At 70.8% G+C, this 26,961-nt stretch carries 20 protein-coding genes and 1 tRNA gene; 10 read left to right on the forward strand and 11 right to left on the reverse strand.

The window, feature by feature from the left end:
- Entirely contained in the window at window positions 1-1,653 is a 1,653-nt protein-coding gene (argS, locus tag BN39_RS00160; RefSeq protein ID WP_019200313.1) for an arginine--tRNA ligase, read from the reverse strand.
- A gap of 120 nt (window positions 1,654-1,773) precedes the next feature.
- Between argS and BN39_RS00165 the strand changes: the two genes are divergently transcribed.
- Window positions 1,774-1,846 (forward strand) — tRNA-Arg (locus tag BN39_RS00165).
- A 749-nt stretch (window positions 1,847-2,595) separates the two neighbouring features.
- Complete coding sequence (locus BN39_RS00170; protein WP_148281374.1) at window positions 2,596-2,901, forward strand: hypothetical protein; 306 nt, start codon at window positions 2,596-2,598, stop codon at window positions 2,899-2,901.
- Between the two features lie 188 nt (window positions 2,902-3,089).
- Here BN39_RS00170 and BN39_RS00175 read toward each other — a convergent pair whose 3' ends face one another.
- Window positions 3,090-3,560 carry a hypothetical protein gene (locus BN39_RS00175; RefSeq protein WP_148281375.1) on the reverse strand — a complete coding sequence of 157 codons (471 nt, stop codon included), beginning with the start codon at window positions 3,558-3,560 and terminating at the stop codon, window positions 3,090-3,092.
- Window positions 3,561-3,627: 67 nt separating this feature from the next.
- Window positions 3,628-4,362 carry an ATP-binding cassette domain-containing protein gene (locus BN39_RS00180; RefSeq protein WP_019200316.1) on the reverse strand — a complete coding sequence of 245 codons (735 nt, stop codon included), beginning with the start codon at window positions 4,360-4,362 and terminating at the stop codon, window positions 3,628-3,630.
- Between the two features lie 46 nt (window positions 4,363-4,408).
- Here BN39_RS00180 and BN39_RS00185 point away from each other — a divergent pair, with 46 nt between their 5' ends.
- Complete coding sequence (locus BN39_RS00185; RefSeq protein ID WP_019200317.1) at window positions 4,409-6,061, forward strand: FUSC family protein; 1,653 nt, start codon at window positions 4,409-4,411, stop codon at window positions 6,059-6,061.
- Window positions 6,062-6,084: 23 nt separating this feature from the next.
- Here BN39_RS00185 and BN39_RS00190 read toward each other — a convergent pair whose 3' ends face one another.
- Complete coding sequence (locus BN39_RS00190; RefSeq protein WP_019200318.1) at window positions 6,085-6,564, reverse strand: hypothetical protein; 480 nt, start codon at window positions 6,562-6,564, stop codon at window positions 6,085-6,087.
- A gap of 107 nt (window positions 6,565-6,671) precedes the next feature.
- Window positions 6,672-9,131 (reverse strand): HAD-IC family P-type ATPase, encoded by a 2,460-nt coding sequence (locus BN39_RS00195; RefSeq protein ID WP_019200319.1) that lies wholly within the window; start codon window positions 9,129-9,131, stop codon window positions 6,672-6,674.
- Window positions 9,132-9,210: 79 nt separating this feature from the next.
- Between BN39_RS00195 and BN39_RS00200 the strand changes: the two genes are divergently transcribed.
- The 5 genes from BN39_RS00200 (at window position 9,211) to BN39_RS00215 (ending at window position 13,563) form a co-directional block, all read left to right on the forward strand.
- Entirely contained in the window at window positions 9,211-10,359 is a 1,149-nt protein-coding gene (locus tag BN39_RS00200; RefSeq protein ID WP_019200320.1) for an MFS transporter, read from the forward strand.
- A gap of 19 nt (window positions 10,360-10,378) precedes the next feature.
- Window positions 10,379-10,840 (forward strand): SRPBCC family protein, encoded by a 462-nt coding sequence (locus BN39_RS00205; RefSeq protein ID WP_019200321.1) that lies wholly within the window; start codon window positions 10,379-10,381, stop codon window positions 10,838-10,840.
- A gap of 52 nt (window positions 10,841-10,892) precedes the next feature.
- Window positions 10,893-11,270 carry a hypothetical protein gene (locus BN39_RS00210; protein WP_019200322.1) on the forward strand — a complete coding sequence of 126 codons (378 nt, stop codon included), beginning with the start codon at window positions 10,893-10,895 and terminating at the stop codon, window positions 11,268-11,270.
- A gap of 41 nt (window positions 11,271-11,311) precedes the next feature.
- Window positions 11,312-11,869, forward strand: coding sequence for a DUF3558 domain-containing protein (locus BN39_RS22560; RefSeq protein WP_081586017.1), 558 nt, complete (start codon window positions 11,312-11,314; stop codon window positions 11,867-11,869).
- A 170-nt stretch (window positions 11,870-12,039) separates the two neighbouring features.
- A complete protein-coding gene (locus tag BN39_RS00215; RefSeq protein ID WP_019200323.1) occupies window positions 12,040-13,563 on the forward strand; it encodes a long-chain fatty acid--CoA ligase in 1,524 nt (507 codons plus the stop codon).
- On the opposite strand, the gene BN39_RS21945 is transcribed toward BN39_RS00215, so the two are convergent.
- From BN39_RS21945 to BN39_RS00245, 6 genes are read right to left on the reverse strand one after another with little or no spacing between them, the layout of a single operon-like run.
- Window positions 13,564-16,197 carry an AAA family ATPase gene (locus BN39_RS21945; RefSeq protein ID WP_019200324.1) on the reverse strand — a complete coding sequence of 878 codons (2,634 nt, stop codon included), beginning with the start codon at window positions 16,195-16,197 and terminating at the stop codon, window positions 13,564-13,566. It lies immediately after the preceding gene.
- Complete coding sequence (locus BN39_RS00225) at window positions 16,194-17,330, reverse strand: exonuclease SbcCD subunit D (protein WP_019200325.1); 1,137 nt, start codon at window positions 17,328-17,330, stop codon at window positions 16,194-16,196. Before BN39_RS00225 ends, BN39_RS21945 begins: the two co-directional genes overlap by 4 nt.
- Before the next feature lie 57 nt (window positions 17,331-17,387).
- Window positions 17,388-18,158 (reverse strand): hypothetical protein, encoded by a 771-nt coding sequence (locus BN39_RS00230; protein ID WP_019200326.1) that lies wholly within the window; start codon window positions 18,156-18,158, stop codon window positions 17,388-17,390.
- A 48-nt stretch (window positions 18,159-18,206) separates the two neighbouring features.
- Entirely contained in the window at window positions 18,207-21,080 is a 2,874-nt protein-coding gene (locus BN39_RS00235) for a DEAD/DEAH box helicase (protein WP_019200327.1), read from the reverse strand.
- Between the two features lie 2 nt (window positions 21,081-21,082).
- Window positions 21,083-21,706, reverse strand: coding sequence for a GNAT family N-acetyltransferase (locus BN39_RS00240; protein ID WP_019200328.1), 624 nt, complete (start codon window positions 21,704-21,706; stop codon window positions 21,083-21,085).
- A 10-nt stretch (window positions 21,707-21,716) separates the two neighbouring features.
- A complete protein-coding gene (locus BN39_RS00245) occupies window positions 21,717-22,145 on the reverse strand; it encodes a thioesterase family protein (protein ID WP_019200329.1) in 429 nt (142 codons plus the stop codon).
- 124 nt (window positions 22,146-22,269) lie between these two features.
- Here BN39_RS00245 and BN39_RS00250 point away from each other — a divergent pair, with 124 nt between their 5' ends.
- Window positions 22,270-23,025, forward strand: a complete 756-nt coding sequence (locus tag BN39_RS00250) for a hypothetical protein (RefSeq protein WP_019200330.1) — start codon at window positions 22,270-22,272, stop codon at window positions 23,023-23,025.
- Between the two features lie 113 nt (window positions 23,026-23,138).
- Window positions 23,139-26,894, forward strand: a complete 3,756-nt coding sequence (locus BN39_RS00255) for a multifunctional oxoglutarate decarboxylase/oxoglutarate dehydrogenase thiamine pyrophosphate-binding subunit/dihydrolipoyllysine-residue succinyltransferase subunit (RefSeq protein WP_040765687.1) — start codon at window positions 23,139-23,141, stop codon at window positions 26,892-26,894.
- The last annotated feature ends 67 nt before the right edge of the window (window positions 26,895-26,961 follow it).

Raw genomic sequence — 26,961 nt, forward strand, 5'->3', positions numbered from 1 at the left:
TCACATCCGGTCCGGGGCCGAAACGCCCACGAGGGTCAATCCGTTCGCGATCACCTGGCGCGCGGCGGCGCACAGGGCCACGCGGGCGCGATGCAGGTCGGTGGGCTGTTCGTCGCCGAGCGGGAGCACCCGGCACTCGCCGTAGAAGCGGTGGTACGCGCCGGCGAGTTCCTCGAGGTAGCGCGCCACGCGGTGCGGCTCGCGCAGGTTCGCTGCGCCGGCCACGACGGCGGGGAACTCGCCGAGGGTACGCACCAGATCGCCCTCGCGGGGGTGGTCGAGGAGGCCGAGGTTCTCCGTCGACGGCTCGATGCCGAGTTCCTGCGCCGACCGCGCGATCGCCGACAGCCGGGCGTGCGCGTACTGCACGTAGTACACGGGGTTCTCGTTGCTCGCCTGGGCCAGCAGATCCAGGTCGAGGTCGATCGAGGTGTCCACGGAGCTACGCACCAGGGAGTAGCGCGCGGCGTCCACGCCCACGGCCTCGACGAGGTCGTCGAGGGTGATCACGGTGCCGGCGCGCTTGCTCATCCGCACGGGCTTGCCGTCCTTGACCAGGTTCACGAGCTGGCCGATGAGCACCTCGATGCGGTCCGGGTCGTAGCCCATCGCGGCGGCGGAGGCGCGCAGGCGCCCGATGTACCCGTGGTGGTCGGCGCCCAGCATGTAGATCGCGAGCGTGAAGCCGCGATCGAACTTGTGCTTGATGTAGGCGATATCGCCGGCGATGTAGGCGGCGTCCCCGTCGGATTTGATGACGACGCGGTCCTTGTCGTCGCCGTAGTCGGTGGAGCGGAGCCACCAGGCGCCGTCCTTCTCGTACAGGTTGCCGCTGTCCTTGAGCTGCTGGACACTCCGCTCGACGAGGCCCGAGGTGAACATCTCGTCCTCGTGGGTGTACACGTCGAAGTCGCTGCCGAACTCGTGCAGCGTCCGCTTGATGTGATCGAACATGAGGGCCACGCCCGCGGAGCGGAAGGTCTCGATGCGCTGTTCGTCCGGCTGGTCGAGCACGCCCGGCGTGGATTCGACCACGGTGGCTGCGATCTCGCGGATGTAGTCGCCGGCGTAGCCGTCCTCCGGGGTCGGCTGATCGCGCGCCGCGGCGTCGAGCGACCGGGCGTACCGGTCGATCTGGGCGCCGTGATCGTTGAAGTAGTACTCGCGGGTGACCGTCGCCCCCTCGGCCTCCAGGACGCGGCCGAGGCTGTCCCCCACCGCCGCCCAGCGCGCACCGCCCAGGTGCACGGGACCGGTGGGGTTGGCGGAGACGAACTCGAGGTTGATGTTCTGGTCCGCGAGCTTCGTGCCCCGGCCGAACGCGGTTCCGGCGTCGAGGATCGACGCGATCAACTTGTTCTGTGCATCGGCGGCGAGGCGGATGTTGAGGAAGCCCGGGCCGGCCACGGTCGCCTCGTCGATGCCGTCGGCGTCGGACAGCGCCTCCGCGAGCCACGTGGCGAGGTCGCGCGGGTTCGCGCCGGCCTTCTTCGCGACCTGCATCGCGACGTTGGTCGCGTAATCGCCGTGCTCGGGATTGCGGGGACGCTCGACGGTGACACGTTCGGGCAGCACCGTGGCGTCGAGGCCGCGCTCGGTGAGCACGGTCGTCGCGGTGGCATGCAGCAGTTCCGAAAGGTCAGCGGGAGTCACCGGTCCATCTTAGGGTGCGCACGGTCTGCGCCAGCAGGCAGGACGGGCCCCGGCTCCGCGGGCGTGACGACGCCGGTTTCGTGCACGGCCCGACGATGCGCTAACCTGGCTAAGCCCTGCGCCCCCGTAGCTCAGGGGATAGAGCGTCTGCCTCCGGAGCAGAAGGCCGCAGGTTCGAATCCTGCCGGGGGCACCGCTGGTCAGCCGGTTTCCCGCCCGATGGCCTCCGCAGCAAGTCGCACGAAACGGTGCCTCGCCCCGATTCGTGCCCTACTCGACTGCAGTCCGGTTCAGGAGATCTTCTCGCCACGCCCATCCGCGTGTTGTACGGCACGCTGCCGCGCCGCTTCGTCGACGCCGAGCTGACCGACCCGACCGGCACCGCCGTACAGCTCGGGGCGTCCCCGCCGGCCGCCGTCGACCTGCCGCTGATCCTCCGGCGCGGGTATGGGCGCTGTCGGAGGCCCGCCGCGCCACGCCCCCTCGTCCTGCGCGCCTGCGCCGAGGACGACCTCGCAGCGGCCCTCGCAGCGGCCGACGACCGCGTGGGCCTGATGATCGAGCTCGCCACGTTCGGCGGCACCGGTTCGCCTCCGTCGCCTACCGCGCGGAGCGCGGGCTGCGATCGGTGCAGGAACTGTTGCAGCACAGATCGATCGACGCGACCGACCAGTACACCGCCGCCTCTGATACCGCCCGGCGACGCGCCGCCTTCGCGACACACCGTCGGCTGCTGACCGCCTGCCCTCGAACGCCCGCGCCGCCCCGTGACCATGTCAACCGAGAGCGCCCCCCCGCTGTGACGCCTTGCAGCGGCTCCGGTTGAGATCTCACGACATGGATGTGACGTGGCGATTGCGCTGCCGGGACGTGCGCTTCGTAGTTTCGGTTTCACCGGTGCAAAACGGATTGCCGGAACATTCTGTGATGAAGGAGATTGGTATGTCGAAGCTCCCTAGGTCGTCTCGTCAGCTGTTCGCTGGTTTCGCTGTCGCTGGTGCGATTTTGGCCCCGATGGCCGCAGTCGCTCAGGCAGCGCCGAGCCCGGCGCCGGCGCCTGAGTTCAGCGCTGAATACGACGCGTGGTCGAAGAGCATGGTCAAGTGCTTCAACGACAATGGGATCACCACACCCACTTATAACAAGGTCGACGGTTGGGGTGCTTATGACCGCACACCGGACGTTCAGAAGGTTTCGGAGAAGTGCCAGTCGATCCTCGGCGCGCCGCCGAAGCCGTTCGGCAAGTAGGGGCTTTCCCGTCGTTCCGGCACCCGCTTCCTCCGCTTGTCAGGTGACTGCTGCCGCTTCGGTGTGGGCGAGCGGTAGGAACGGGTGCCGGTTTCGGCATTGGACCGCCGGGCGGCCGAGTTCCAAGTATCCCAGCGCATCAGTTATCAGGAGATCGACGCGGCCGTAGCGGTTGATGGGCTTGCGAGCTACTCGTCGTCGGGGGCTTCGATGTCGGGGCTGGCGTCGAAGTCGAAGTCCGCAATCGCACGATACAACTCCGCGATCAGCGCGGCGGCGAACAGGACGACCTCGACGATCGTGAACAGGCCGTAGTACGAACCGAAGGGCTCTGTGACCTCGCGGATCCAGACGTCCGGTGCGAATACCGCGGCGTGCAGGAACATCACACCGACGCACCCGACGAGAGCGATCCGCGCGGCGGCGCTCAACGCCTCCGCGCGACCGATCGCCAGCAGGCCGACGACCAGCACGGCCGCCGTGGCCACGACGAACTTGATCGCCTGGCCGTTCAGGTCCTCCGGCACCGTCACTGCGGTCGTCTTCGCCGCCGCGAAAACATCGGAGAGTCGAGTCCGGACCTGCCAGAGCAGTACGAACGCCGCAGCCGGAGCCACCAGCGCGGCGGCCACGCTCACCGGCGCACCCCACGCTGTCACCTCATTCAATCTTGCTTTCGCAATCACGAAATGGACGTTACCGCAGATTCGCCGTGGCGGACCGGTACTAGGTTCCGAACGGGCGGAAGATGGCCGCGACGGACGGCACCGTCGACCTCCGCACCTCGTGCGGGGCGCCGTCGGCGAGAACCCGCCCCTCCTCCATCACCACGTACCGGTCGGCGACGCCGAGCGGCTCGATGATCGGGAGGTCGTGGGAGATCACCATCACCGTGACACCCGCGTCGGCCTGATCGCGCAGGGTGTGCCAGACCCGCTGCGCGTGGAAGGCGTCGAGCGACGCGGTCGGCTCGTCGACCATCAACGTCGCAGCGCCGGAGAGCATCGCGTCCGCGAGCGCCGCCCGCTGGATCTCCCCTCCGGAGTGCTGCGCCGGTAGTTGCGGCGCGCAGTGCGCCGGATACCCCACGGCCGCGCAGGCGTCCTCCACGACGAGGCCGCTGCGATCCGCGGACCGCCGGAACGCGTCCCGGACCGGGCTCGCCGCGTCGAAGGCGTCGACGCCCGCCTGCGGCACGTACCCCGCGACGGCCGCTGCATTCGGGCGCCCCGGAGATTGGACCCGCGCCCCGTCGACCCGGACGCCGCCTCGCACGACCTCCGCCGACGCGGGCAGTGCACCCGCGACCGCCCTCGCGAGCATCGATTTGCCGGACCCGGATCCGCCCATCAGCACCGTGAGCGAACCGGCTCCGATCGCGAGGTCCACGCCACGCAGGACGTCGTCCGACCAGCGGCCGGTGTCCACGTGCACGGCGAAGCCCTCGATCTCCACACCCATGCGCACCCCACACCATCGGATTCTTCGTTCCGCGTCCAATGATGCAATGGAGCGCGTGACAGGCACGCCGGAACCGGATCCGCTTCCCCAGGTCGCCCGCATGCGCTCGATCGTCTTCGCGCGCCCGATGTCGGGCCCGTGGCGGTGGGGCGCGGGACTCCGCGCGGCGGCCGCCGTCGCGATCCCGGGTACGGCGATGGTCGCGGCCGGGCACGCCGCCGCCGCGCTGTTCACCACGTTCGGGGCGTTCGCGGTGCTCTACGGTGAGGGCCGCGCGTACCGCGTCCGGGCACAGGTGGTCGCGACCGCGGGCGTGGCGCTGGTTCTCGGCGTCGCGATCGGCACTGCGCTGGGTGAGACGGTGCCGCACGCGAGCACGCCGATCAGGATCGCCTCGGTCCTCATGGTGGCGGTGCCCGGCGTCGTCGCCGTGTACGTCATCGACGCCCTCCGGCTCGGGCCGCCGGGCGCGCTGTTCTTCGCCATCGTGGGATCGGGCGCGCTCGTCGCCACGGAATCCGGCGCCGACCCGCGCTCGATGATCGCGGCTGCGGCGTTGGGCGTGCTCTCGTCGATCCTGGTGTCGATGGCCGGGGCGCTCACCGATTCGTCGGGCCCGCAGCGCGCCGCCACCGGTCGTGCGGTGGGCGCCGTGGACGCGTATCTGGCGCCCGAGAGTCCGCGGAACGCCGCGCAGCGCAACGCCGCCGGGTCGGCGCTCATCGCCGCGTGGACCGCGATGGACGACGCCCGCGCCGGTACGCGGCCGGCCGACGCGCAGCTGATCGCGCGTCTGCGTGAAGCGACCCACCGCGTCACGGCGGCCGACGACGATTCCGCTCCCGCGGAGTTCGATCCCACGCGCGAGGTCACGACGTCGTCGATGCAGCCGACGGTCCGCCACCGGCTCGGCCGGTCGCTGACGCTGTCCTCACACGCCACGATCACCGCGCTGCGCGTGGGCGTCGCCTGCCTCGTCGCCGGACTCGCCAGCCTGGCCATCGGCCTCGACCGTCCGCACTGGGCGGCGATCAGCTCCCTCGTGGTGCTGCAGGCCGGCGTCGACCGGGTCCACGGCACGGCGCGGGGGTTGCAGCGGTTCCTCGGGACCGCGATCGGCCTGGTCCTGTACGCCGCGATCTATGCGGTGGCGCCCGGCGGGTACGCGCTCATCGCGATCGTCGCGGTCCTGCAGTTCTCCATCGAGATCCTGGTGACGCGCAACTACGCGGCCGCCGTCGTGGTCATCACCCCCGTCGCCCTCCTCGCGAGCGGTGCCGGCGTCACCGACGGTGATGCGCTGCCCGTGATCCGGGACCGGTTGGTGGAGACGGTGATCGGCGTGATCGTCGCGTTCCTCGCGATGTACTTCGTGGCGCCCCGCGCGCACCGTCGGACGTTCGCCTGGACGGCGGCCCGGGTGCGGACCGTGGGCGCGCAGCTGGTGGCCCTGGCGTCGAGTGCCGACACCGCGGCCGCACGCGAGGCGGCGCGGTGCCTGCACTTCGAGCTCGAGGGGTGTACGCGCTCGGGCATCGACTCGGCGCACAACGAGCCGGGGTGGACCACCGCGCGCTGGCCCGCGCAGGCAGGGCTGGTGCACGCCGGTTACGACCTGTTGGCCGCGTACTGGCGCACGCCGGGCGGCGACACGCTCCCCGACGCCCGCTCCTGGCGCTCCCGGTTCCCGTCGCCCTGAGCACCGGCCTCCGAGTTTCGCCGTCAGCCCAGAGCCGCGGCGAGCTCCTTCGCCACGAATTTCGCCCGTAGCGGGCTGGTGACGAACTGGTTGTCCCCGCACGGGAAGGTCCAGCGGGCGTAATCCACCTCGCGGTTGATCCATCCGGCGCGCTCGCGCTCGACGATCCCCGCCAGCACCAACGGCGAGGTTCCCGTGAGCACGACGCCGGGTCGGCGCTGCAGCTGCACTTCGCCACCCACGCGCACGATGTCGAGATCACCCAGCTCCACGTACTCGCGGCCGGCGGCGCAGCGAGCCTCGGCGAGCAGGCCCTCCAACTGCTCCACCGGTCCGTCGATCGTCAGCTCGTCGAGCACGATCCGATCGTCCTCCGGGTGCAGGTCCGCGGCGTCGATGGGCGTCACCAACACCACCTCGTCCTCGGTGGCGAAGGCGATCGCCAACGGGGACGCCAGAGTCTCCCGCACCAATCGCACCTCGACCTCGTGCACGTCGACCACGTCGCTCTCCTCTCCGCACCGTCAACAGCCCTGGAGAAGGCCTGCCTCCACCATGCCACTGTGCGGTCGTGAACTCGTGACGCGGAGGAGGCCGCCGCCGCGGGGCGTCAGGCCCTTCGGCGGGCGACGCGGTTGAACAGAGCGGGAGCGACGCGGCGGAAGACCTCGGCCAGGACGATCGCGACGACGCCGAATGCGAAGCCGATGCCGACCTTCTCGGGATCGCTGATATCGAGGAAGAACTTCTCCTGCGCCAGCGGGATCGAGAACAACACCACGTAGAACAGCACCGAGAACCCGACCAGCGCGACCTTCCACCAGGTGTACGGCCGCGCGACGATCCCGAGCACCCACAGGGACCCGACGAGCAGTGTGATCAGCGCGGCGGTCGAAGCCTGGATCTGCTCCGCGGTCAGTGCCGTGGCCTTCGCCCCCAGCGACACCCCGGGTCCGCCCGGGTTGACGACGAGGTAGCAGAGGAACGTCGCGAGGCCGACTGCCACGCCCGACGGTGCCGCGAGCCGCAGCACGCGGCTCACGAATCCCGTCTTGGCGCGTTCGTTGTTCGGCGCGAGGGACATGACGAACGCGGGGATACCGATGGTGAACCACGCGGCGATCGTCACGTGGATCGGCTGGAACGGGTACGAGATCGGCGCGAAGCCGAACACCTTGGCGCCGATGCCGGCGAGGCCCACGAACCAGGCGAGCAACACCGCGTAGACGGTCTTGGTCAGGAACAGGTTGGCGACCCGCTCGATGTTGCCGATCACGCGGCGCCCCTCGCCCACGACGTACGGCAGGGTGGCGAACCTGTTGTCCAGCAGCACGATCTGCGCGACGGATCGCGCCGCCGAACTGCCGGACCCCATGGCGACCCCGATGTCCGCATCCTTGAGGGCGAGCACGTCGTTGACGCCGTCGCCGGTCATGGCGACGGTGTCTCCGTGCGACTGCAGCGCTTTCACCATGGCCCGCTTCTGGTCCGGCCGCACGCGGCCGAAGGTGACGTTGTCCGTGACCACGCCGGCGAGGTCGTCGTTGTCCGACGGGAGCTTTCGCGCATCCACCGACGAATCGGGCGAGCCCAGGCCCAGGGAGTGCGCGACGGCCCCCACGGAGACGGCGTTGTCGCCGGAGATCACCTTGACGGCGACGCCCTGGGAGTCGAAGTAGTCGAGCGTGCCGCGCGCATCGGGGCGCACCCGCTGCTCCAGCGCGACGAGGGCGCGGGGCACCAGGTTCCCCGGCGCGGCGAGGTCCCCGGTCTCGGTGTCGACGGGCAGATCGGTGGTCGCGACGAGCAGCACCCGCAGCCCCGTCGACCCGAGTTCGGTGGCGCGCCGCGCACCGTCGGAGGTGGGATCGAGCAGGACGTCCGCAGCCCCGAGGATCCAGTCACCCCGCGGCGAATCCCCTTCTGCGAGCGAGATCCCGGACCACTTCTTCGCGGAGCTGAACGGGGCGATCGACGTCGCCCGCCAGGCGGGGGCGTCGGGATAGGCCTCGGCGATCGCCTGCACGCTGGCGTTGGGCCGGGGGTCGAGGGCCGCTATCGCGGCGAGGGCGGTCTCGATCTCGGTTCGATCACCGTCGAGGGCGACCACGTCCGACAATCGCATGCCGTTCTCGGTCAGCGTGCCGGTCTTGTCGGCACACACCACGTTGACGCGCGCGAGCCCCTCGATGGCCGGGAGCTCCTGCACCAGGCACTTGCGTTGGCCGAGCCGCACCACGCCCACCGCGAACGCGATGGACGTCATCAGCACCAGGCCCTCCGGGACCATCGGCACCAGGGCCGCAACCATTCCCAGGATCGCCTGATCGAGATCCTGCTGGGAGATCACCAGCTGGTTGAACACCGTGAGCACGCCCGCCGGAACCAGCAGCCACGTGATCACCTGGAGGATGCGGTTGATCCCGGAGCGCAGCTCGGAATCGACGAGGGTGAACTTGCTCGCCTCGTCGGCGAGCCGGGCGGCGTACGCATCGGCGCCCACCTTGGTCGCCCGGTACGAGCCGGATCCGGAGACCACGAAGCTGCCGGAGAAGATCTCGTCGCCCGGCCGCTTGTCGACGGGGTCCGCCTCGCCGGTGAGCAGGGACTCGTCGATCTCGAGCGCCTCCGACTCGATGGCAGCGCCGTCGACCACGATCTGATCCCCCGGCCCCACCTCGATGACGTCGTCGAGCACCACGTCGGACTGCCCGACCTCCGTGACGACGCCGTCGCGCCGCACGACGGGTCGCGCCTGCCCGACGATGGCCAGGGAATCCAGCGTCTTCTTCGCGCGCAGTTCCTGGATGATGCCGATGCCGGAGTTGAACACGATCAACAGGCCGAACAGCCCGTTGATGAGCGACCCGGTGAACAGCACCAGCAGGAACAGCACGCCGAGCATCGCGTTGATGCGGGTGAACACGTTGGCCCGGATGATGTCCCACGCGCTGCGCCCCGAGCGGTTCGGCAGGGCGTTCACCTTGCCGTCGCGCACGCGCTCGGCGACCTGGGCCGCGGTGAGCCCGGACGCGGGGAGCTCGGACGACGTGTCGGCGGGGGCAGTCATGGAGGCGAGTGTAGTAACGCGAAAGACGGACCGCCCTGAGCGCACCGTCACATCGCGCGCCGGTTGCTACCTTCGACCCGTGACCGCGACCGCGGGCCGACGCGCCCTGCATCCCCTCTACGCCGCGGGATTCGTCACCGCGTTCGGCGCGCACAGCATCGCGGCGAGTCTGGGCGGGCTCACGGGCTCCGTCGGATCGCAGTTGCTGGCGCTCGGCCTGCTGCTCGCCCTGTACGACGGTGCCGAAGTCCTCCTCAAGCCCGTGTTCGGTTCCCTCGCGGACCGCATCGGTCCCCGGAAGGTGTTGCTGGGCGGCCTGATCGGGTTCGCGATCGCGTCCGCAGCCTTCGTCCTCGCCGGCGAACCCGGGTGGATCGGCGTGGCGCGGTTCGCGCAGGGCGCGGCGGCGGCCGCGTTCTCCCCCGCGGCGAGCGCGATGGTGTCGCGCCTGACCCCGGAGACCGGGCAGGGCCGGGCCTTCGGCAGCTACGGCGCCTGGAAGGGGCTGGGGTACACGGTGGGGCCGCTGATCGGCGGCGTCCTGATCTGGGTGGGCGGTTACGACCTGTTGTTCGCGGCGCTCGCCGCGGTCGCAGCCGTCACGGCGGGCTGGGCCGCGGTGTCCGTGCCGGCGCTGGAGCCGCTGCCCCGGACACGGCAGACCGTCGTCGACCTGGCCCGCCGCCTCGGCTCCCGCTCCTTCCTCCTCCCCACGGCCGCGCTCGCCGGCTCCACGGGCGTACTCGCCGTCGGTGTCGGGTTCCTGCCGGTCGCCGGTGCGGAGCACGGGATGGGCCCGGTGTTCACCGGCGCGGTCGTCTCCGTCCTCGCGCTCACGGCGGCGATGGTCCAGCCCCGGGCCGGGCGGGCCCGGGACGCGGGCAGGTTGTCCGACGGTGCCGGGATCGCCGCCGGGCTGACGGTCGCTGCGGTCGGCCTCGCGGCGGTGGCCGTCCCCGGTCCGACGGGGATCGTCGTCGCGGCCGTGCTGATCGGCGTCGGTGTGGGCCTCGTGACGCCCCTCGGGTTCGCGCACCTGGCGCAGACCTCGCCGAAGGAGCGGCTCGGGCAGACGATGGGCTCCGCCGAGGTGGGACGCGAACTGGGCGACGCGGGCGGCCCGCTGCTGGTGGGCGGCGTGGCCGCGGCCGCCGGCCTGACGATGGGCATGGGAGGACTCGCCGTCGTTCTGGTGGTGATCGGGCTGCTCGCGCTGCGGTTGCACTGAATCCGGTTAATCTCAGCGCATGGGAGCATTCACCGTCGTACGGTCCACCGTCATCACGGCGCCGGCGGCGACCGTGTTCGGCCTGATCAACAACTTTCACGAGTGGCGGCACTGGTCTCCGTGGGAGGGCTTGGACCCCGCGTTGGAGCGGGAGTACAGCGGACCGTCGGACGGGCCGGGCGCGACGTACCGGTGGCGCGGCAACCGCAAGGCCGGGGCCGGCCGGATGACGATCGCCGCCGCGGCGCCCGATTCGTCGGTGGACGTCGACCTCGAGTTCCTCAAGCCGATGGCTGCGACGAATCACGTGCGGTTCGACATCGAGCCTCAGGGCGCGTCGGTTCTGGTCACGTGGACCATGACCGGGGAGACGACGGGGTTCTTCGCGCTGGTGGGGAAGGTGATCCCGATGGACCGGTTCGTGGGCAAGGACTTCGAGAAGGGGCTTGCGGCCCTCAAGGCGCGCGCGGAGAACGGCTGATCGGGAACCGATCGGCTCGCTCGTGCGTCCAATGGGAAAGAGCGGAGGACACATGGGCACCCCACCGATCGACGCAGCCCGCGACGCAGCCACCAAACGCATCGCCGACAAGCCCTCGATGGTCAAGGACGGCGACGCCATCGAGGAACTCGCTCGCGCGTACGAACGGCACGCGGAGCGCCTCAGCCTGGTCATAAGAGACCTTACGGACGTCGGCACAAACAACTACCTCGGCGAAGTCGTCGAGGGGCGGGCAGCTACCCATAACATTAAGGTCGCTGTTCACACCCACGCCAACTCGATCGTCAACAATCTCAAGAGGCAGATCGAAGCCGCGTACAGACGAGCAGACCAGCTCCGCGGTGACGACAAGTCGATTCGTACGACAGAAAGCGCAAACGAAGACCAGGTCTCGCGGAGCGGTCGGTGAAGTTCAACGGGCTCGTCGCGACTGTGGTGCTCGCAGCGTCGATGCTTACGGGGTGCGCGACATCGGTCACGGGCGAAGCAGAGCCTAGCCATGGACCTGCTGCTGCAGCAGTAGCTACGACGCTTCCTTTCATACCCACAATCAGTGGACGGACGAACGAACGGAACGATGGAACTTCGTTCGAACCGTGCACCGCATACACTTCCGAAGAACTGTCGCTGATCGGAGTCGTCCCCAATACCGCAAGCGATGCGGCATACTCTGACTCTCCAAATTACCGAGGCTGCCATTGGAGCAGTGGGTCTGGCCGTTATGCGATGTTCAGTCAGACAGTCGGAAACACAGAGTCACTCGTGAGGTACAAGCAGAAGTACGCTGACCGTCCCTGGCAGACTGATCGGACAGTGAATGGTCGAACCGTCGCCATGTCGATCGATCCACCATCGAACGGCTGTTTCACAGCCTTCTCATCGCAGCGCGGCATCGTCATTACGACCGTCCTTTCGCCAGGAAAGCCTAATCCCGAGCCGGATTACCAGACCGAGTGCGAGATGGCGCTGACGTTCACAGAGCTCGCGACGCGGAAGGCGCCGCGATAGCCCCAACGATGCGCCGCGCGCATGGCTCGAATTTCCGTACATCATTCTCCGGCCCCGCAACGGGCGCGCCGCCTTCACGACTGCAGAGAATCTGGCAAATCGCCGCGCAAACAGAGGCGACGCACGTCAAGATCGGTGCCACATCGCCCCGACCCCGCAAGGAGGCACCCATGCCCGGACGTCCCCCGGTCGACCTCGGCTCCTGGATCGCGCGCCGCGCCGCGATCAGCGCCCAGCGTCGCGCCGTCACCTACGGCGACTCCACCTGGACCTACGCGGAGTTCGCCGATCGTGTGGACAGGCTCGCTGCCGTGCTGGTCGCGGGCGGCGTGCAGACCGGCGACCGGGTGGGATACGTCGGCTTCAACCACCCCGACTTCCTCACCACGATGTTCGCGGCCTCCCGCGCGGGCGCGGTGTTCGTGCCGCTCAACTTCCGCCTCACCTCCGCCGAGCTCGAATACATCCTCACCGACGCCGGCGTGCACACGCTGGTCGCGGACGCCGACCGCGCCGCGGTCGTCGAGCCGGTCCGGGAGTCCTCGGGCCTGCGCCGCGCGATCGCCCTCACACCGGTCGACGGCTGGGAACGCCTGGACGACGCCCTGAGCGCGACCGAGCCGATCAGCGATCCGCAAGCGCCCGGCGAGGACGATCTGGCCCTCATCATGTACACCTCCGGCACCACGGGCCGACCCAAGGGCGCGATGCTCACGCACGGAAACATGTTCTGGAACAACATGAACGCCCTCCTCAGCCTCGACACCCTGTCCACCGATGTCAGCCTCGTGGCCGCGCCCCTGTTCCACATCGGCGGCCTCAATGTGACCACCCTGATCACTCTGCAGAAGGGCGGCGAGCTGGTGATCCTGCCGGCCTTCGACCCCACCGCCGCCCTCGAGCTCATCGAGAAGCACCGCGTCACAACGATGTTCGGTGTACCGGCGATGTTCCTTTTCATGAGCCAGGTACCCGCTTTCGAGACCGCGGACCTCAGCTCGGTCCGCCAGTTCACCTGCGGCGGCGCCCCGGTCCCCGAATCGCTGATCACCCTGTACAACGGCCGGAGCATCCCGTTCTGCCAGGGCTACGGCCTCACCGAGACCGCCCCACTGGCCCTGGTCATGGGCGTCGACGACACCGCCCGCAAGGTCGGCGCCGCCGGCCACCACATCCTCCCCCTCTCGGAGGTCGCGCTCCTCGGACCCGACGGTGCGCCCGTCCCCGACGGGGAGCGCGGCGAGGTCTCGGTGCGCGGCCCGCAGGTGACACCCGGATACTGGCGCAACGAGGCCGCCACCGCAGCGGCGATCGACGACGACGGCTGGTTCCACACCGGTGACGTGGGCGAACAGGACGCCGACGGATTCGTCACCGTTGTCGACCGCGTCAAGGACATGGTGATCTCCGGCGGCGAGAACGTGTACCCCGCCGAGGTGGAATCCGTTCTCTACCGGCATCCCTCTGTCGCCGAGGTCGCGATCATCGGCACGCCGGACGAGAAGTGGGGCGAGGCGGTGACGGCGATCGTGGCGCTCAAACCCGGCGCCTCCCTGACGCTCGAGGAGGCGCGCGAGTTCGCGAGGGACTCCCTGGCTCCGTACAAGCTGCCCCTCGCCCTGCACGTGGTCGACGCGCTCCCCCGCAACCCCGCCGGGAAGGTGCTCAAGTTCCAACTGCGCGAACAGGTCTGATCAGGCGAGGGACACCTCGGACACACCGTCCCGGCCTCGGAGCGCGTCGAACCTTCCCGGCACGCAGCTGAACACGATCACCTGCGCGGACTCGCCCGCGGCGACCAGAGCGTCGGCCATCGCGCCCAGCCGCGTGGGATCGCTGTGCCCGAGGGCGTCGTCGAAGATCACCGGGGCGCCGTCGGCGCCGTCCACCAGCCGCGCGCACGCCAGCCTGCTGAGCACCCCCAGCTGCTCCTGCGCGCCGCCGGAGAGCGACTCGAACGGCACGGTCACCCCGTCGACGGTGCGCGACGCGATCGTGAGGTCGTCACCCACCGTGATGGTGAGCGGATCGCCGAACACCGTGCGCCCCAGTTCCTCCAGCGCGCGCTGGTACGGCGCCTGCACCCTGGCCCGGCGCGCGTCCCGGTGCGCGGTCAGCGTGTCGTGCAGCAGGGACGCGGCCCTGGCGCGCTCCTCCACCGAGGCCAGCGAGCGGGCGGCGTGCACGTGTTCGCTCTCCGCGGCGTCGAGCCGGTCCCGGCGGCCGTCCGCCTGGAACAGGGCGAGCTTGCCCTCCAACTGCGCCAGCGCCTCCCGTGCAGCCGATTCCGCCGCGCGGGCCCGCTCCGCCGCATCACGCGCCGCGGAGAACCGCCCCGCGAACCCGGCCACGTCGGCCGCCTGCGCCGCCTGCTCCTGCTCCGCCAACGCCGCGGCCGCCGCCGCGCGGTCGGAGACGGCGGCGTCGGCCGCCGAGCCGAGCGCGTCGTCGTCGGCGCGCTCGCGGGCCTCCGCGAGCTCCGCGGTCAGCTCCGCCGACGCGCTGTCGAAGTGCTGCAGTCGATCCGCCGCCACCTGCGCGTCCGTCATCACGGCCTGCAGTTCGCGGTGCTTCGCGGCGAGCTGCGCCCGGGCCTGCTTCTCCTCTTCGCGCGAGGTGACCTCCGCGTGCGTGGCGTCGAGGAGATTGCGCTTGGCCGCCTCGGTGTCCGCCGCGAGGAGATCGGGATCGACGGCCTCCTCCAGCTCGACGATCCGCTGCGCCGACTCCTCCGCGAGCACCTTGAGTTGTTCCGGCGTGGAATCGCCGAGCGCATGCGCCAGCGCGATCCGCGCCTCCTGCAGCTCGACCTCCGCGGCCTCCCGCTGCTCGTGCATCTCACGGGCCGACTCGGGATCCGCTGCGCCGGCGTCCCGGCACGCAGCGACCATCGCGGCGGAGGCCTGCCGCACCTCGGCGGCCGCGTCCGCACTCTCCCCGCGCTGCAACACCTCGATCCGGACGGCACCGGGCACGTCGATCACCATGCCGTTCCCGGCCACCACGTCCACCGGCTCCTCGCCGATGTTCTGGCCGTCCACCAGCACGTCGGAGAAGCCCAGCCGCTCCAGTCGCAGGGTGGCCGCGAGCGCCGAGAACCGGGCCTCCGCACGCTGCATCCGCTGTTCCGCCGCGACGATCGTCTGCATCGTGCGGCGGTCGATCGGATTGCGGGCGAGCCGGTTCCGCGCATCCTCCACGTCCTTCGCGAGCAGTTCCGCTTGCTCGATCCGGCCACGGATCTTCTGGTACGTGACCGCCTCGCGGGCGTAGTCGACGGCGTACTGGGCCTGCGCCTTGCGCTCCCGCCGGTCCGCGGCCACGGCCTGCAGCTCGAGCGCGGTGGTCTCCAGCCACGAGGCCTCCGCGGAGAGGGTCTCCCGGTCCGCGATCGCCTTGTCCCGGGCGGCGCGTACGGCGCGCACCCGCTCGACCGACTGCGCCTGCTGCGCCACGAGGCGCCGCCGCCGGTTCGCCTCCTCGCCCGCATGCCGCTCGCGCAGCTCCGCGGATTCGAGCGCCGACCGCGCGTGGGCGAGGGCCGCCTGCAGGCGAGCGACCTGCTCCTTCTCCGCAGACACCTCCTCGAAGGCCGCGGCGGCCGCGCCCCGGCTTTCCACGATCCCGCCGAGCCGCGACGACGCGGCGGCATGCAGCTCCACGACGTCGTCCACCTCGCTGAGCGCGGCCGCCGCGGCGTCGAGCGCCTCCCGGGCGCGCGCCTCCCGGGCCCGCGCAGCGGAAAGCTCGCCCGTGGGGCGGCCGGTGGGGGTGAAGTAGCGGGCCCGCTCGGCGGCGACGGCCTCTGCCAGGCGCTCCGCTCCCGGCTCGTCCTCACCTGCGCCTCCGGACGCCGCGTCGAGCGCCTTGGCGAAGGCCGCGCTGTCCCGGAGCGACGGCTGGCCCGGCCCGGGCCCCTGCAGCACGGTGAGCGCGGAGAGCAGGTCGCCATCCACGTGCGTGGCCATCTGTTCCGCGACCCAGGCCTCGGCGCTGCCGCCGGTGAGCTGCTGCGGCACGGGCTCGAGCACCGTGAGCGTGGTCCCCGGGCGGCGGTGGTACTGCTTGCCGTAGACGAACCGGTACGGCCCCACGGTGAGCTCGGCCTCCACGTACGGGCCCGCGTCGCGGTGCGCGGGGCAGACCGCCTCCACGCGCTGAGACTTCGACGTGGCCTTCACGTCGAGCAGCAACTGCAGGGCCTCGACCATGGACGACTTGCCCGCCTCGTTGGGGCCGTGCAGCAGTGTGACGCCGGTGTCGGCGAACGCGATCTCCCGGGACTCCACGCCGCGGAAATCGCGGACCGCCAGCCGGTGCAGCCTCATGCGCCCACCTCCTGGCGGGTGAGCCGGTAGAGCAGCGCCAGGGCGCCCGAGGCGTCCGCGGCGCGCTCCCCGCCGCTCCGGGCCACACCCAGGAGTTCCTGCGCCGCGTCCGAGGCCGGGCCGGTGAGCTCCAACGACTCCAGTTCGGCCTCGCCGGGCAGCACCGCGAGATCCGTTTTCCGCTCCCAGATCTCGAGTGACGCGAATCGCGCTCGGAGCGCCTCCAGTTCGGCGTCCAGGCGCGTCTTCTCGCCCAGCCCGACGGTGCCCGCGAACCCGACCTTGACCACCGTGCGGTCCTTGTCCGGGAGGGCGGACAACGCGTCGATCGCGGCCGTGACGTCGCGATCCGCCGAGAGGGGGAACTCGCGCGCGGCGAACGCCCACGTGCCCACCCGGACGGGCTCGACGCGGGGCGGACCGTCGCCCTCGACGTCGACGACGAGGACGGACCCGGACGCCGTCTCCTTGTGATCGAAGTTGGTGACCTCCGGAGCGCCGGAGTACCAGATTCCGGGCGCGACTTCGGTGACCGAGTGCCGGTCCCCCAGGGCGACGTAGCGCAGCGACCCCGCGGCGATCCGGTCCGACAGGGCGGTCACGTCGATGAGGCGCTGGTCCTGCGCGCCGACGGGCAGGGTGCCGCCGTGCCCGACGGCGATCCGGACGACGCCGTCCGCGGGCGCCGGCGCGGCCGCCGCGGCCTCCGTGAGGGGATCGCCGGTCGGATGCTTGGAGAACCACGGCGCGGCGAGGATCTCCACGCCCGGCAGCACCTCGTGCACGCCCGGCTCGGCGAGCACGACGACGTTCTCGGGGCGATGCCGCGCGAACACCTCGGAGGTGTAGATCGACGACGCGTCCAGGGGGTCGTGGTTGCCGGGCAGCAGATAGACGGGGCGGCCGATCGCGGCGATGCGATCGAGGCTGCGCGCGATCACCGCGGGCGCCAGGCGGTTGTCCTCGAAGACGTCGCCGCAGACCACGACGAACTCGGCCTCCCGCTCCCGCGCGACCGCGCCGAGACGCGTGATCGCGTCCAGCCGGGCGTCGGTGAAGCGAGCCTGCGCGTCCGCATCCAGGAAATGACGGGTCATACCCAGCTGCCAGTCCGCAGTGTGCAGGAAACGCATGTCACCCCCTTCTCGATCGGTCCACCCCAGGGTAGTGACCGGGACCGACAAGTTCCGTCAGCGGCGCGGCTCGCGGAGCCGTTCGTACAGCTCGGCCAGTTCGTCCTGGGCCTCGGCCACATCGGCGGCCTTCGTTCCCGTCCGGCGGAGCGCCGCCCGCAGCAGCGACGGGTCCAGCAGCGTCATCGGATCGACCGGCTCCGGCTCGGGCAGGGCCGGCAGTGCGATGCCGTCGCCGTAGAACGCCGCCGGACCCGCGTCCCACTCCCCGCCCTCGCGCTCCACCGCCCGATTCACCGCACCGCGACCGGGGCCCGCCGTTCGCGCGGCACCGCCCTCCCCGCGATCGGCGGCGGTGACCCGCGCCAACAATCCGGCCAGCGCCACGCCCGCGAAGTCCAGGACCAGCGACGGGTCCGTATCCGCGGCGGCGCAGAACTCGTACGTCACCGCGAGCGCGTGCACGCACGCCCCGGAATCGTCCGGGCACGCACACTCGACGACGACGTCCGAGGCGCTCTCGGGCAGCACCAGCTCACCCAGCGCGCGCCCCAGCTCGCCGCGGGTCACGGCGAGCAGCTCCGCGGCCGCACCCTGCGCCAGCAGCAGCGAGACGACGGCCGCCGGATCCCCCGGCACGCAGGACAGAGACACCGCGAACGGGTCCAGCTGGCTGCCCTGCACGGTGGCCGTGACCGAGGCGGGCACCACCGCGAGCGAATACACCTGGTGCTCCTGATAGAGCCGCCGGGCGTACTGCACCTTGCGCCGTTCCGTCACCTCCTCGCGCTGCTGGATGAGGCGCCGGCTGAACCAACTTCCACCCATGGGCCGCGCGGTGTCCCTCGCCTTACGCGCCATATCGCCTCGCCCCCATCACATCACCGCGTCCTCGCGCAGCGCGATCAGCTCGTACAGCTCGTCGTTGTTGAGCTCCGTCAGCCAGGACTCCCCGACCTTCACGGTCATGTCCGAGAGCTCCCGCTTGGCCGCGATCACCCCGTCGATCCGCTCCTCGAGGGTGCCCGCGCACACGAACTTGCGCACCTGCACCGCCCGGGTCTGCCCGATCCGGAACGCCCGGTCGGTGGCCTGGTTCTCCACCGCCGGATTCCACCAGCGGTCCACGTGCACCACGTGATTCGCCGCGGTGAGGTTGAGCCCGGTGCCGCCGGACTGCACCGTCGCCACGAGCGCGGGGGCACCCGCGCCCGATTGGAAGCGCTCGACCATCGCATCCCGATCTGCGCGGGAGACCGCCCCGTCGAGTACCGGGACCTCGGCCCCGAGCAGGCCCGAGAGCCACGGCTGCAGCATCCTCGCGAACTCCGCGTACTGGGTGAAGACGAGTGCTCGCTCCCCTTCCGCGGCAACGGTTTCCAGGACATCCGCGAGCAGTTCCACCTTGCCCGACCGGTGCTGTCCGCGACGCAGCAGCGGCGTACCGTCGCCCAGGTAGTGCGCGGGATGGTTGCACACCTGCTTGAGCCGGGTGAGCGATGCGAGCACGAGCCCGCGCCGCCCCATCCCCCGGGTCTCGCGGAGCTCCTCGACCATCCGGTTCAGCACCGCCTGGTAGAGCGCCGCCTGCTCGCTCGTCAGAGACGCGCGCACGATGAACTCCGACTTCTCGGGCAGCTCGGGCGCGACGTTCGGGTCGGTCTTCTCCCGCCTCAGGATGAACGGGGAAGTGAGAGTGCTGAGCCGGCGCACCGCCGCCGGATCCCGCTCCCGCTCGATCGGCAGCGCGAACCGGTTGCGGAAGGTGCGCGCGGATCCGAGCAGCCCCGGGTTGACCAGGTCGATCGCAGCCCTCAGGTCCTCGAGGCGGTTCTCCACGGGCGTGCCGGTGAGCGCGACCCGGTGCGGCGCGGGGATCGCACGCAGGGCCTTCGCGGCGGCCGTGTTGACGTTCTTGACGTGTTGCGCCTCGTCCACCACCACCCGCCCCCACCGGAATCCGGCGAGCATCTCCCGGTCCCGGGCCGCGAGCGCGAAGGTTGTGACCACGAGATCGGCCTTCGCCGCCTCCTCCGCGAACGCGACACCGGAGGCTCGATCGGCCCCGTGGTGCACCAGGATCCGCAGGTCCGGGGCGAAGCGCCGCGCCTCCGCCGCCCAGTTGCCCACGACCGACATGGGACACACCAGGAGGGTCGCGGCGACGGGGGTTCCGCCTGCCTCCTGCCGCTCGTGACACAGCAGCGCCAGCACTTGGATCGTCTTCCCGAGCCCCATGTCGTCGGCGAGGACCGCGCCGATACCGCTGCGCCACAACGTGACCAGCCATTGCAGGCCGCGCAGCTGATACGGGCGCAACTCGGCCTTGAGAGTCGCCGGCGCATCCACCTCGGCGGGCGCGATGGTGCCGCCGCGGTACACCGAGTCGAGCCAGCCGAGGCCGTCGACCGCCGCCAGCGGCGCCGGTAACGCGGCGGGATCGGCGATGAGCCCCAACAGCTCCCCGAGGTCCTTCTCCTCCCCCTCGGCGCCCTGTTCGGCCACGAACCGCGCGGCCTGCGCGAGGGTGCGGCGGTCCGCACGAACCCACCGCCCGCGGATCTCCACGAGCCCGGACACCGAATTCGCCAGCCCCGCCAGCTCGCTCGCCGTGAGCACCGCGTCGCCGACGGCCAGTTGCCACGCGAAGTCCTTGATCTCCGCGAGCCCCGCCTGCACGGTGAGCGCCGTGCGCCCCGGCTGCTCCCGGCCGGTCAGCCGCAGCGCCGGGCGGACGGTGGCGATCGACGCGGGCAGCAGCACCTCGTATCCGGCCTTGGTGAGCCCCGGCGCGCCCTCGAGGAACAGCGCCTCCGCTTCCGCGGTGGTGAGCAGGAAGTCCAGCGACGCCTCGTCCTGGCGCACCCGCTTGAGCGGCGGGTACACCGCGAGCGCCCGGGCCAGCTCGCCCGCCAGGTCGTCCAGGTCCACCGGGCTCATCCGCGCGGGCTCGGCCCGCTGCGGGGCGCCGCCGGGAACCCGCCGGCACACTTCGAGCCGCCAGGGCGCGTCCGACGGTGCGCCGGCGGCCTGGAACTCGCCCGGCCGCTTACCGTCGGGCTCGATGAGCCGCAGCACCAGCAGCGTCTCCGCCGACCGCACGCTGCCGGACCATTCCGTCCACGCGGCGGGCGCCCCGGCATCGGGGACCGCCGTGTCGGACAGGGGTTCCCCCGTGACGAGCGAGCGCAGCGACGGTGCGGCCACCCACGCCCACGGCCCGTCGCCGAGCCGCTGCCGCGCGTAGCGGTCGGTGAGCTCGGAGGCCATGTCCAGGATCGCCGCGAGCTCGCCGGACCGGCGCAGCACCGGTGGCATGGCCGCGGCGGCCGACTGGGTCCACGTGCGCCACTGCACGGATTCGATGGGCGCCCACCGCACGAGGGCGTCACCGTCGTCGGTGCGCAGGGCCGGGGCGACGGCCCCGGCCGCCACGAACCGCTCGACCGATTTCGCCACCCAGCGCAGGTACCGGAGATCGCCGGCGCCGTCGCCCGGGGCGAGCCCGTCGAGGAGCGCGGCGGCCCGCGCGGGCCCCAGCGTCACCGCGGGGACCACCATCCGGCCCGACGGGCCCGTCAGCGACGCGGACCGCCGGGGGCGACGATCGCCGAGCAGCTCGGCGATCGGGGCGGGCAGCGCGGCGGGGTCGGGCTCGGCCGTCGGTTCGCCCGCCTCATCGGTGAACCAGAGGGTGAGGCCGAGTCCGGGGCGCCAGAGTCCGTGCGCGGCGGCGAGCGGACGGGGCACGGCTACTCCGGGGTCACCGCGTACGCCTCGTGCCGGTGGCGCAGGCGGTGCCGCAGGTGCGCGCGCACCGCCGGCCACTCGTGGCGGAGGATCGAGAACAGGACGGCGTCCTGCAGCGCGCCGTTGCGGTAGCGGCGGTAGCTGCGCAGCACCCCGTCCTGTTTGGCGCCCAGCCGGGCGATCGCGTCCCGCGACTGCGTGTTCACCCACTGCGTGCGGAGGCCGATGCACTCGCAGCCGAGCGTGTCGAAGGCGTGCTCGAGGAGCAGCAGCTTGGACTCCGCGTTGGTGCCGGTGCCGTGCGCGGAGGCGCGGTTCCAGGTGAACCCGATCTCCATCCGCGGCACAGCCGGGTCGATGTCGTAGTAGGTGGTCATCCCCAGCACCGAGCCCCGCGCGTCGATCGCGGTGAACGGGATCATCTCCCCCTTCTCCTGCAGGCCCAGCCGGCGGTCGATCTCGCCGCGCAGGCCCGACGGTGCCGGGACGGAGGTGTACCAGCGGTCCCACAGACGTCCGTCGTTCAGCGCCTCCAGCAGGCCGTCGTGATGATCGTGCGACAGCGGCTCGAGGGTCACCAGGTGCCCCGCGAGGGTCACGGGGCGCAGGGGTGTCAGGAAGGCCATGGCGCGGACACTACGCGGAAGGGGTGACGACCAGCTTCCCGAGCGCCTCGCGCAATCCGTCGGGGACGCCGGTGGGCCGTCGCGTCTCCCGGTCGACGAAGACGTGGACGAACCAGCCCGCGGCCGCCGGGGAGCCGGCACCGTCGAACAGCGTGACCTCGTACCGGACGCTCGACGTTCCCAGCCTGGTCACCGCGAGGCCCGCGGTGACCGACTCCGGGAAGGCCAGCGGGGCGTCGTAGCGGCAGTGAGATTCCACACACAGGCCGATGGTCGCACCGCGGTGGATGTCGAGCCCGCCCTCGCGGATCAGGTACGTGTTGATCACCGTGTCGAAGAAGCTGTAGTACTCGACGTTGTTGACGTGCCCGTATACGTCGTTGTCCTTCCACCGTGTCGGGATGACCAGGGTGTACGGCTGCTCGTCGATGTTCGGCACGGCAGCGACCCTACGCCGCGGTTCGGCCGCGGCGTCCACCGATGAGGAATGAATGTCGGCCGCTGGTGGTAACAAGGGGAAGAAGGACGAGCCCACACGGGCCCGCTCACCCCTGGAGGTCACCATGGCGAACCAGCCCGCCCCCATCGAGCCCAACCTGCCCGCCGGCTACAACGGCGGCGGCGTTCTGGGCAACGTCATCGACCGCACGTCGCGCCTGCAGGCGCCCGCCGTCGCGAAGTACGTCGCCGGGCTGCGCGAGGACGATCCCGACGCCACACCCGCGCAGATCGTCGAGAAGCTGGAGAAGCGGTACCTGCTGGCGGTCACAGGCACCGGCGCCGCGGCGGGCGCCACCGCCGCGGTCCCCGGCGTGGGCACCATCGCGGCGTTCGGTGCCGTCGGCGCCGAGACCGTCGTCTTCATGGAGGCGTCGGCGCTGTACGCGCTGTCGGTCGCCGAGGTCTACGGCATCCCCATCGACGAACAGGAGCTGCGCAAGGCACTCGTCCTCACCGCCGTGCTGGGCGATGCCGGCCTGGGCGCGCTCCGCGCCACCGTCGGCGCGAAGAACGCCACCCTGCTCAACCTGAAGAAGAACCCGACCGGCATCCCCGGCCTGGGCAAACTGAACAAGCAGCTCATGAACATGTTCACCAAGCGCTTCCTGCTCAAGAAGGCGCCCCTGGTGATGGGCAAGCTGCTGCCCGCCGGCATCGGCGCCTTCGTCGGCGCCGGCGGCAACCGCGTCCTGGGCAAGGGGGTCATCAAGAACGCGCGCGAAGCGTTCGGCCCGATCCCCACCGCCTGGCCCTCGCCGAACCTGCGGGTGGTCGACGGTTCCGCCTCGGATGTGACCGGAACCGCGTTACCGGAGTAACGCGTCGCGCGGAATCCACGGTGGACTACCCTGGACGACGCAGACAGTGCCGCCTGCGATCCAGTGCGGTACACGCATGAGACGACGATGATGAATCGAGGCGAGGACCTGCCGTGAGCAGCAGTTCTGTATCGGATTTCGGCCAAAACGAGTGGCTGGTCGAGGAGATGTACGAGCGGTTCAAGGCCGACCCGAATTCGGTCGACCCGAGCTGGCACGAATTCCTCTCGAAGTACACGCCCGGAGAGGCGTCCGGCAACGGCGCCGCGCCGCAGCAGGCCGCCTCGGCGGCACCGCAGCAGCCCGCCCCCGCGGCACCGCAGCAGCCCGCTGCCGCCGCTCCCGCGTCGAAGCCCGCTGACAAGTCCGCCGCGAAGACGGCCGCCAAGGCCGCCGACGCCACGCTGACCCCGGCCCCGGCCGCGCCCGTCACGCCGGCACCGTCGTCGCCCGCGAAGCCCGCCCCGGCCCCCAAGGCGCCGAAGGCCTCGGAGTTCCCCACCGAGGAGGAGCGCACCGTGCTCCGCGGCGCCGCGAACGCCGTCGTCAAGAACATGAACGCCAGCCGTGAGGTGCCGACCGCGACGTCGGTGCGCTCGATGCCGGTCAAGGTCATGTTCGACAACCGCGTGGTCATCAACAACCACCTCGCCCGCAACCGCGGCGGCAAGATCAGCTTCACCCACATCCTCGGGTATGCGCTGGTGCAGGGCGTCAAGGCGTTCCCGAACATGAACCGGCACTTCGCCGAGGTCGACGGCAAGCCGAACGCGGTGACCCCGCCGCACATCAACCTCGGCATCGCCATCGACCTGGTCGGCAAGAACGGCAGCCGCAGCCTCGTGGTCGCGGCGGTCAAGAACACCGAGACCATGGACTTCGGGCAGTTCGTCGACGCCTACGAGGACATCGTGCGCCGCGCCCGCACCGGGAAGCTCACGGCGGAGGACTTCGCCGGCGTCACCATCTCGCTGACCAACCCCGGCGGCATCGGCACCGTCCACTCCGTGCCCCGCCTCATGGTGGGCCAGGGCGCCATCATCGGCGTCGGCGCGATGGAGTACCCGGCCGAGTTCCAGGGCGCCAGCGAGGAGAAGATCGCAGAGCTGGGCGTCGGCAAGCTCACGACGCTGACCTCCACCTACGATCACCGCATCATCCAGGGCGCCGAGTCCGGCGACTTCCTGCGCTTCGTGCACGAGCTCACCCTGAGCGACGAGTTCTGGGACGAGATCTTCCGCACGATGCACGTGCCCTACGAGCCGATCCGCTGGCGCCGGGACATCCCCGCCCACGGCATCGACAAGGACGCCCGCGTCCTCGAGCTCATCGCCGCCTACCGCGCCCGCGGCCACCTGATGGCCGACGTGGACCCGCTGCGCTTCAACAACGACAAGCTCGAGTCGCACCCCGACCTCAACGTGCTCACCTACGAGCTCACCCTGTGGGACCTCGACCGCACGTTCAACGTCGGCGGCTTCCACGGCTCGGAGCGGCTCAAGCTCCGCAAGGTGCTCTCCGTGCTGCGCGACGCGTACTGCCGCCACGTGGGCATCGAGTACGCGCACATCCTCGAGCCCGAGCAGCAGAAGTGGCTGCAGGAGCGCGTGGAGACGAAGGACATCAAGCCCAACGTCGCCGAGCAGAAGTACATCCTGAGCAAGCTCAACGCCGCCGAGGCGTTCGAGACCTTCCTGCAGACGAAGTACGTGGGCCAGAAGCGCTTCTCGCTGGAGGGCGCGGAGTCGGTCATCCCGATGATGGACGCCGTTCTCGATCAGGCGGCGGAGCACCAGCTCGACGAGGTCGTCATCGGCATGCCGCACCGCGGCCGGCTCAACGTGCTCGCCAACATCGTGGGCAAGCCCTACAGCAAGATCTTCACCGAGTTCGAGGGCAACCTGAACCCGGCGCAGGCGCACGGCTCGGGCGACGTGAAGTACCACCTCGGCGCGGAGGGCAAGTACTACCAGATGTTCGGCGAGAACGAGATCACGGTCTCGCTCGTCGCGAACCCGTCGCACCTCGAGGCGGTGGATCCGGTGCTGGAGGGCATCGTCCACGCCAAGCAGGACCTGCTGGATCCGCCGGAGGGCAAGCACCCCGTCATGCCGCTCATGCTGCACGGCGACGCGGCCTTCGCGGGCCAGGGCGTGGTCGCGGAGACGCTGAACATGGCCGGGCTCAAGGGCTTCTCCAACGGCGGCACGGTGCACATCGTGGTGAACAACCAGGTGGGCTTCACCACCTCGCCCGAGCACTCGCGCAGCTCGCAGTACTGCACGGACGTCGCGAAGATGATCGGCGCGCCGATCTTCCACGTCAACGGCGACGACCCCGAGGCCTCCGTGTGGGTGGCCAAGCTGGCCGTCGACTTCCGCGAGCGGTTCGGCAAGGACGTCGTCATCGACCTCGTCTGCTACCGCCGCCGCGGCCACAACGAGGGCGACGACCCCTCGATGACGCAGCCGAGCATGTACGACGTGATCGACACCAAGCGCGGCGTCCGCAAGTCCTACACCGAGGCCCTGATCGGTCGTGGCGACATCTCCACCAAGGAGGCGGAGGACGCCCTGCGCGATTACCAGGGCCAGCTGGAGCGGGTCTTCAACGAGGTCAAGGAGCTCGAGAAGTTCCAGGCCGAGCCCGCCCCGTCGATCATCGAGGACCAGCCGCTGAGCTCGCTCTCCACCGCGGTCCCCGTGGAGCGCCTGCAGCGGATCGGCGACGCGTACGCCAACGTGCCCGAGGGCTTCACCGTGCACCCGCGCGTGGCCCCCGTGGTCAAGCGCCGCTTCGAGATGTCCCGCGAGGGCGGCGTCGACTGGTCGTTCGCCGAGCTGCTCGCGTTCGGCACCCTGCTCGAGGACGGCCGTAACGTGCGCCTCGCCGGCCAGGACAGCCGCCGCGGCACCTTCACGCAGCGGCACGCGGTGCTCATCGACCGGCAGTCCGGGGCGGAGTACACCCCGCTCGACCACCTGGGTCCCGACGGGGGCCCGTCGGAGGGCCGGTTCATGGTCTACGACTCGGCGCTGACCGAGTTCGCGGGGCTGGGCTTCGAGTACGGCTACTCCGTGGGCGATCCGCGCGCGCTGGTGTGCTGGGAGGCGCAGTTCGGCGACTTCGTCAACGGCGCCCAGTCGATCATCGACGAGTTCATCAGCTCGGGCGAGGCCAAGTGGGGCCAGAAGTCCGATGTGACGCTGCTGCTGCCGCACGGTCACGAGGGCCAGGGCCCCGACCACACGTCGGGCCGCATCGAGCGCTTCCTGCAGCTGTGCGCCGAGGGGTCGATGACGGTCGCGATGCCGTCCACGCCCGCGTCGTACTTCCACCTGCTGCGCCGCCACGCGATGGACAGCATCACCCGCCCGCTCGTGGTGTTCACGCCGAAGTCGATGCTGCGCAACAAGGTCGCGGTCAGTCCTCTGGAGGACTTCACCACGGGCAAGTTCCGTTCGGTGATCGACGATCCGGCGTTCGAGGTCGACGGCGGCGACCGCAACGCGGTCACCCAGCTGCTGCTGGTGTCCGGCAAGCTCTACTACGAGCTGGAGGCGCGGCGGAAGAAGGACAACCGCACCGACGTGGCGGTCGTCCGCATGGAGCAGCTGTACCCGCTCCCCTCGCGGCGCCTGCCCGCCACGCTGGACAAGTACCCCAACGCGACCGACGTCCGCTGGGTCCAGGAGGAGCCGGCGAACCAGGGCGCGTGGCCCACGTTCGGCCTGGCCCTGCCGGAGCTGGACAGCCGCCTGGTCGGCATCAAGCGCGTCTCGCGCCGCGCCATGTCGGCCCCGTGCTCGGGTTCGTCGAAGGTGCACGCGGTCGAGCAGGCCCAGATCATCGACGAGGCCTTCGCCTGATCCGCTGAGTCCACGAGAAGGGCCGGTCTCCCCTGCGGGGAGGCCGGCCCTTTCCGTCGCGCGACGG

The organism is Tsukamurella sp. 1534, assembly GCF_000312385.1.
GTDB lineage: Bacteria > Actinomycetota > Actinomycetes > Mycobacteriales > Mycobacteriaceae > Tsukamurella.

Coding starts and splice junctions, on each gene's coding strand:
- BN39_RS00185 (WP_019200317.1), top strand. CDS start 4,409: ATGGAGCGCGTGACAGGCACGCCGGAACCGGATCCGCTTCCCCAGGTC.
- BN39_RS00210 (WP_019200322.1), top strand. CDS start 10,893: ATGGGCACCCCACCGATCGACGCAGCCCGCGACGCAGCCACCAAACGC.
- BN39_RS00240 (WP_019200328.1), bottom strand. CDS start 21,706: ATGGCCTTCCTGACACCCCTGCGCCCCGTGACCCTCGCGGGGCACCTG.
- BN39_RS22560 (WP_081586017.1), top strand. CDS start 11,312: ATGCTTACGGGGTGCGCGACATCGGTCACGGGCGAAGCAGAGCCTAGC.
- BN39_RS00250 (WP_019200330.1), top strand. CDS start 22,270: ATGGCGAACCAGCCCGCCCCCATCGAGCCCAACCTGCCCGCCGGCTAC.
- BN39_RS00180 (WP_019200316.1), bottom strand. CDS start 4,362: ATGGGTGTGGAGATCGAGGGCTTCGCCGTGCACGTGGACACCGGCCGC.
- BN39_RS21945 (WP_019200324.1), bottom strand. CDS start 16,197: ATGAGGCTGCACCGGCTGGCGGTCCGCGATTTCCGCGGCGTGGAGTCC.
- BN39_RS00225 (WP_019200325.1), bottom strand. CDS start 17,330: ATGCGTTTCCTGCACACTGCGGACTGGCAGCTGGGTATGACCCGTCAT.
- BN39_RS00230 (WP_019200326.1), bottom strand. CDS start 18,158: ATGGGTGGAAGTTGGTTCAGCCGGCGCCTCATCCAGCAGCGCGAGGAG.
- BN39_RS00215 (WP_019200323.1), top strand. CDS start 12,040: ATGCCCGGACGTCCCCCGGTCGACCTCGGCTCCTGGATCGCGCGCCGC.
- BN39_RS00205 (WP_019200321.1), top strand. CDS start 10,379: ATGGGAGCATTCACCGTCGTACGGTCCACCGTCATCACGGCGCCGGCG.
- BN39_RS00195 (WP_019200319.1), bottom strand. CDS start 9,131: ATGACTGCCCCCGCCGACACGTCGTCCGAGCTCCCCGCGTCCGGGCTC.
- BN39_RS00170 (WP_148281374.1), top strand. CDS start 2,596: ATGTCGAAGCTCCCTAGGTCGTCTCGTCAGCTGTTCGCTGGTTTCGCT.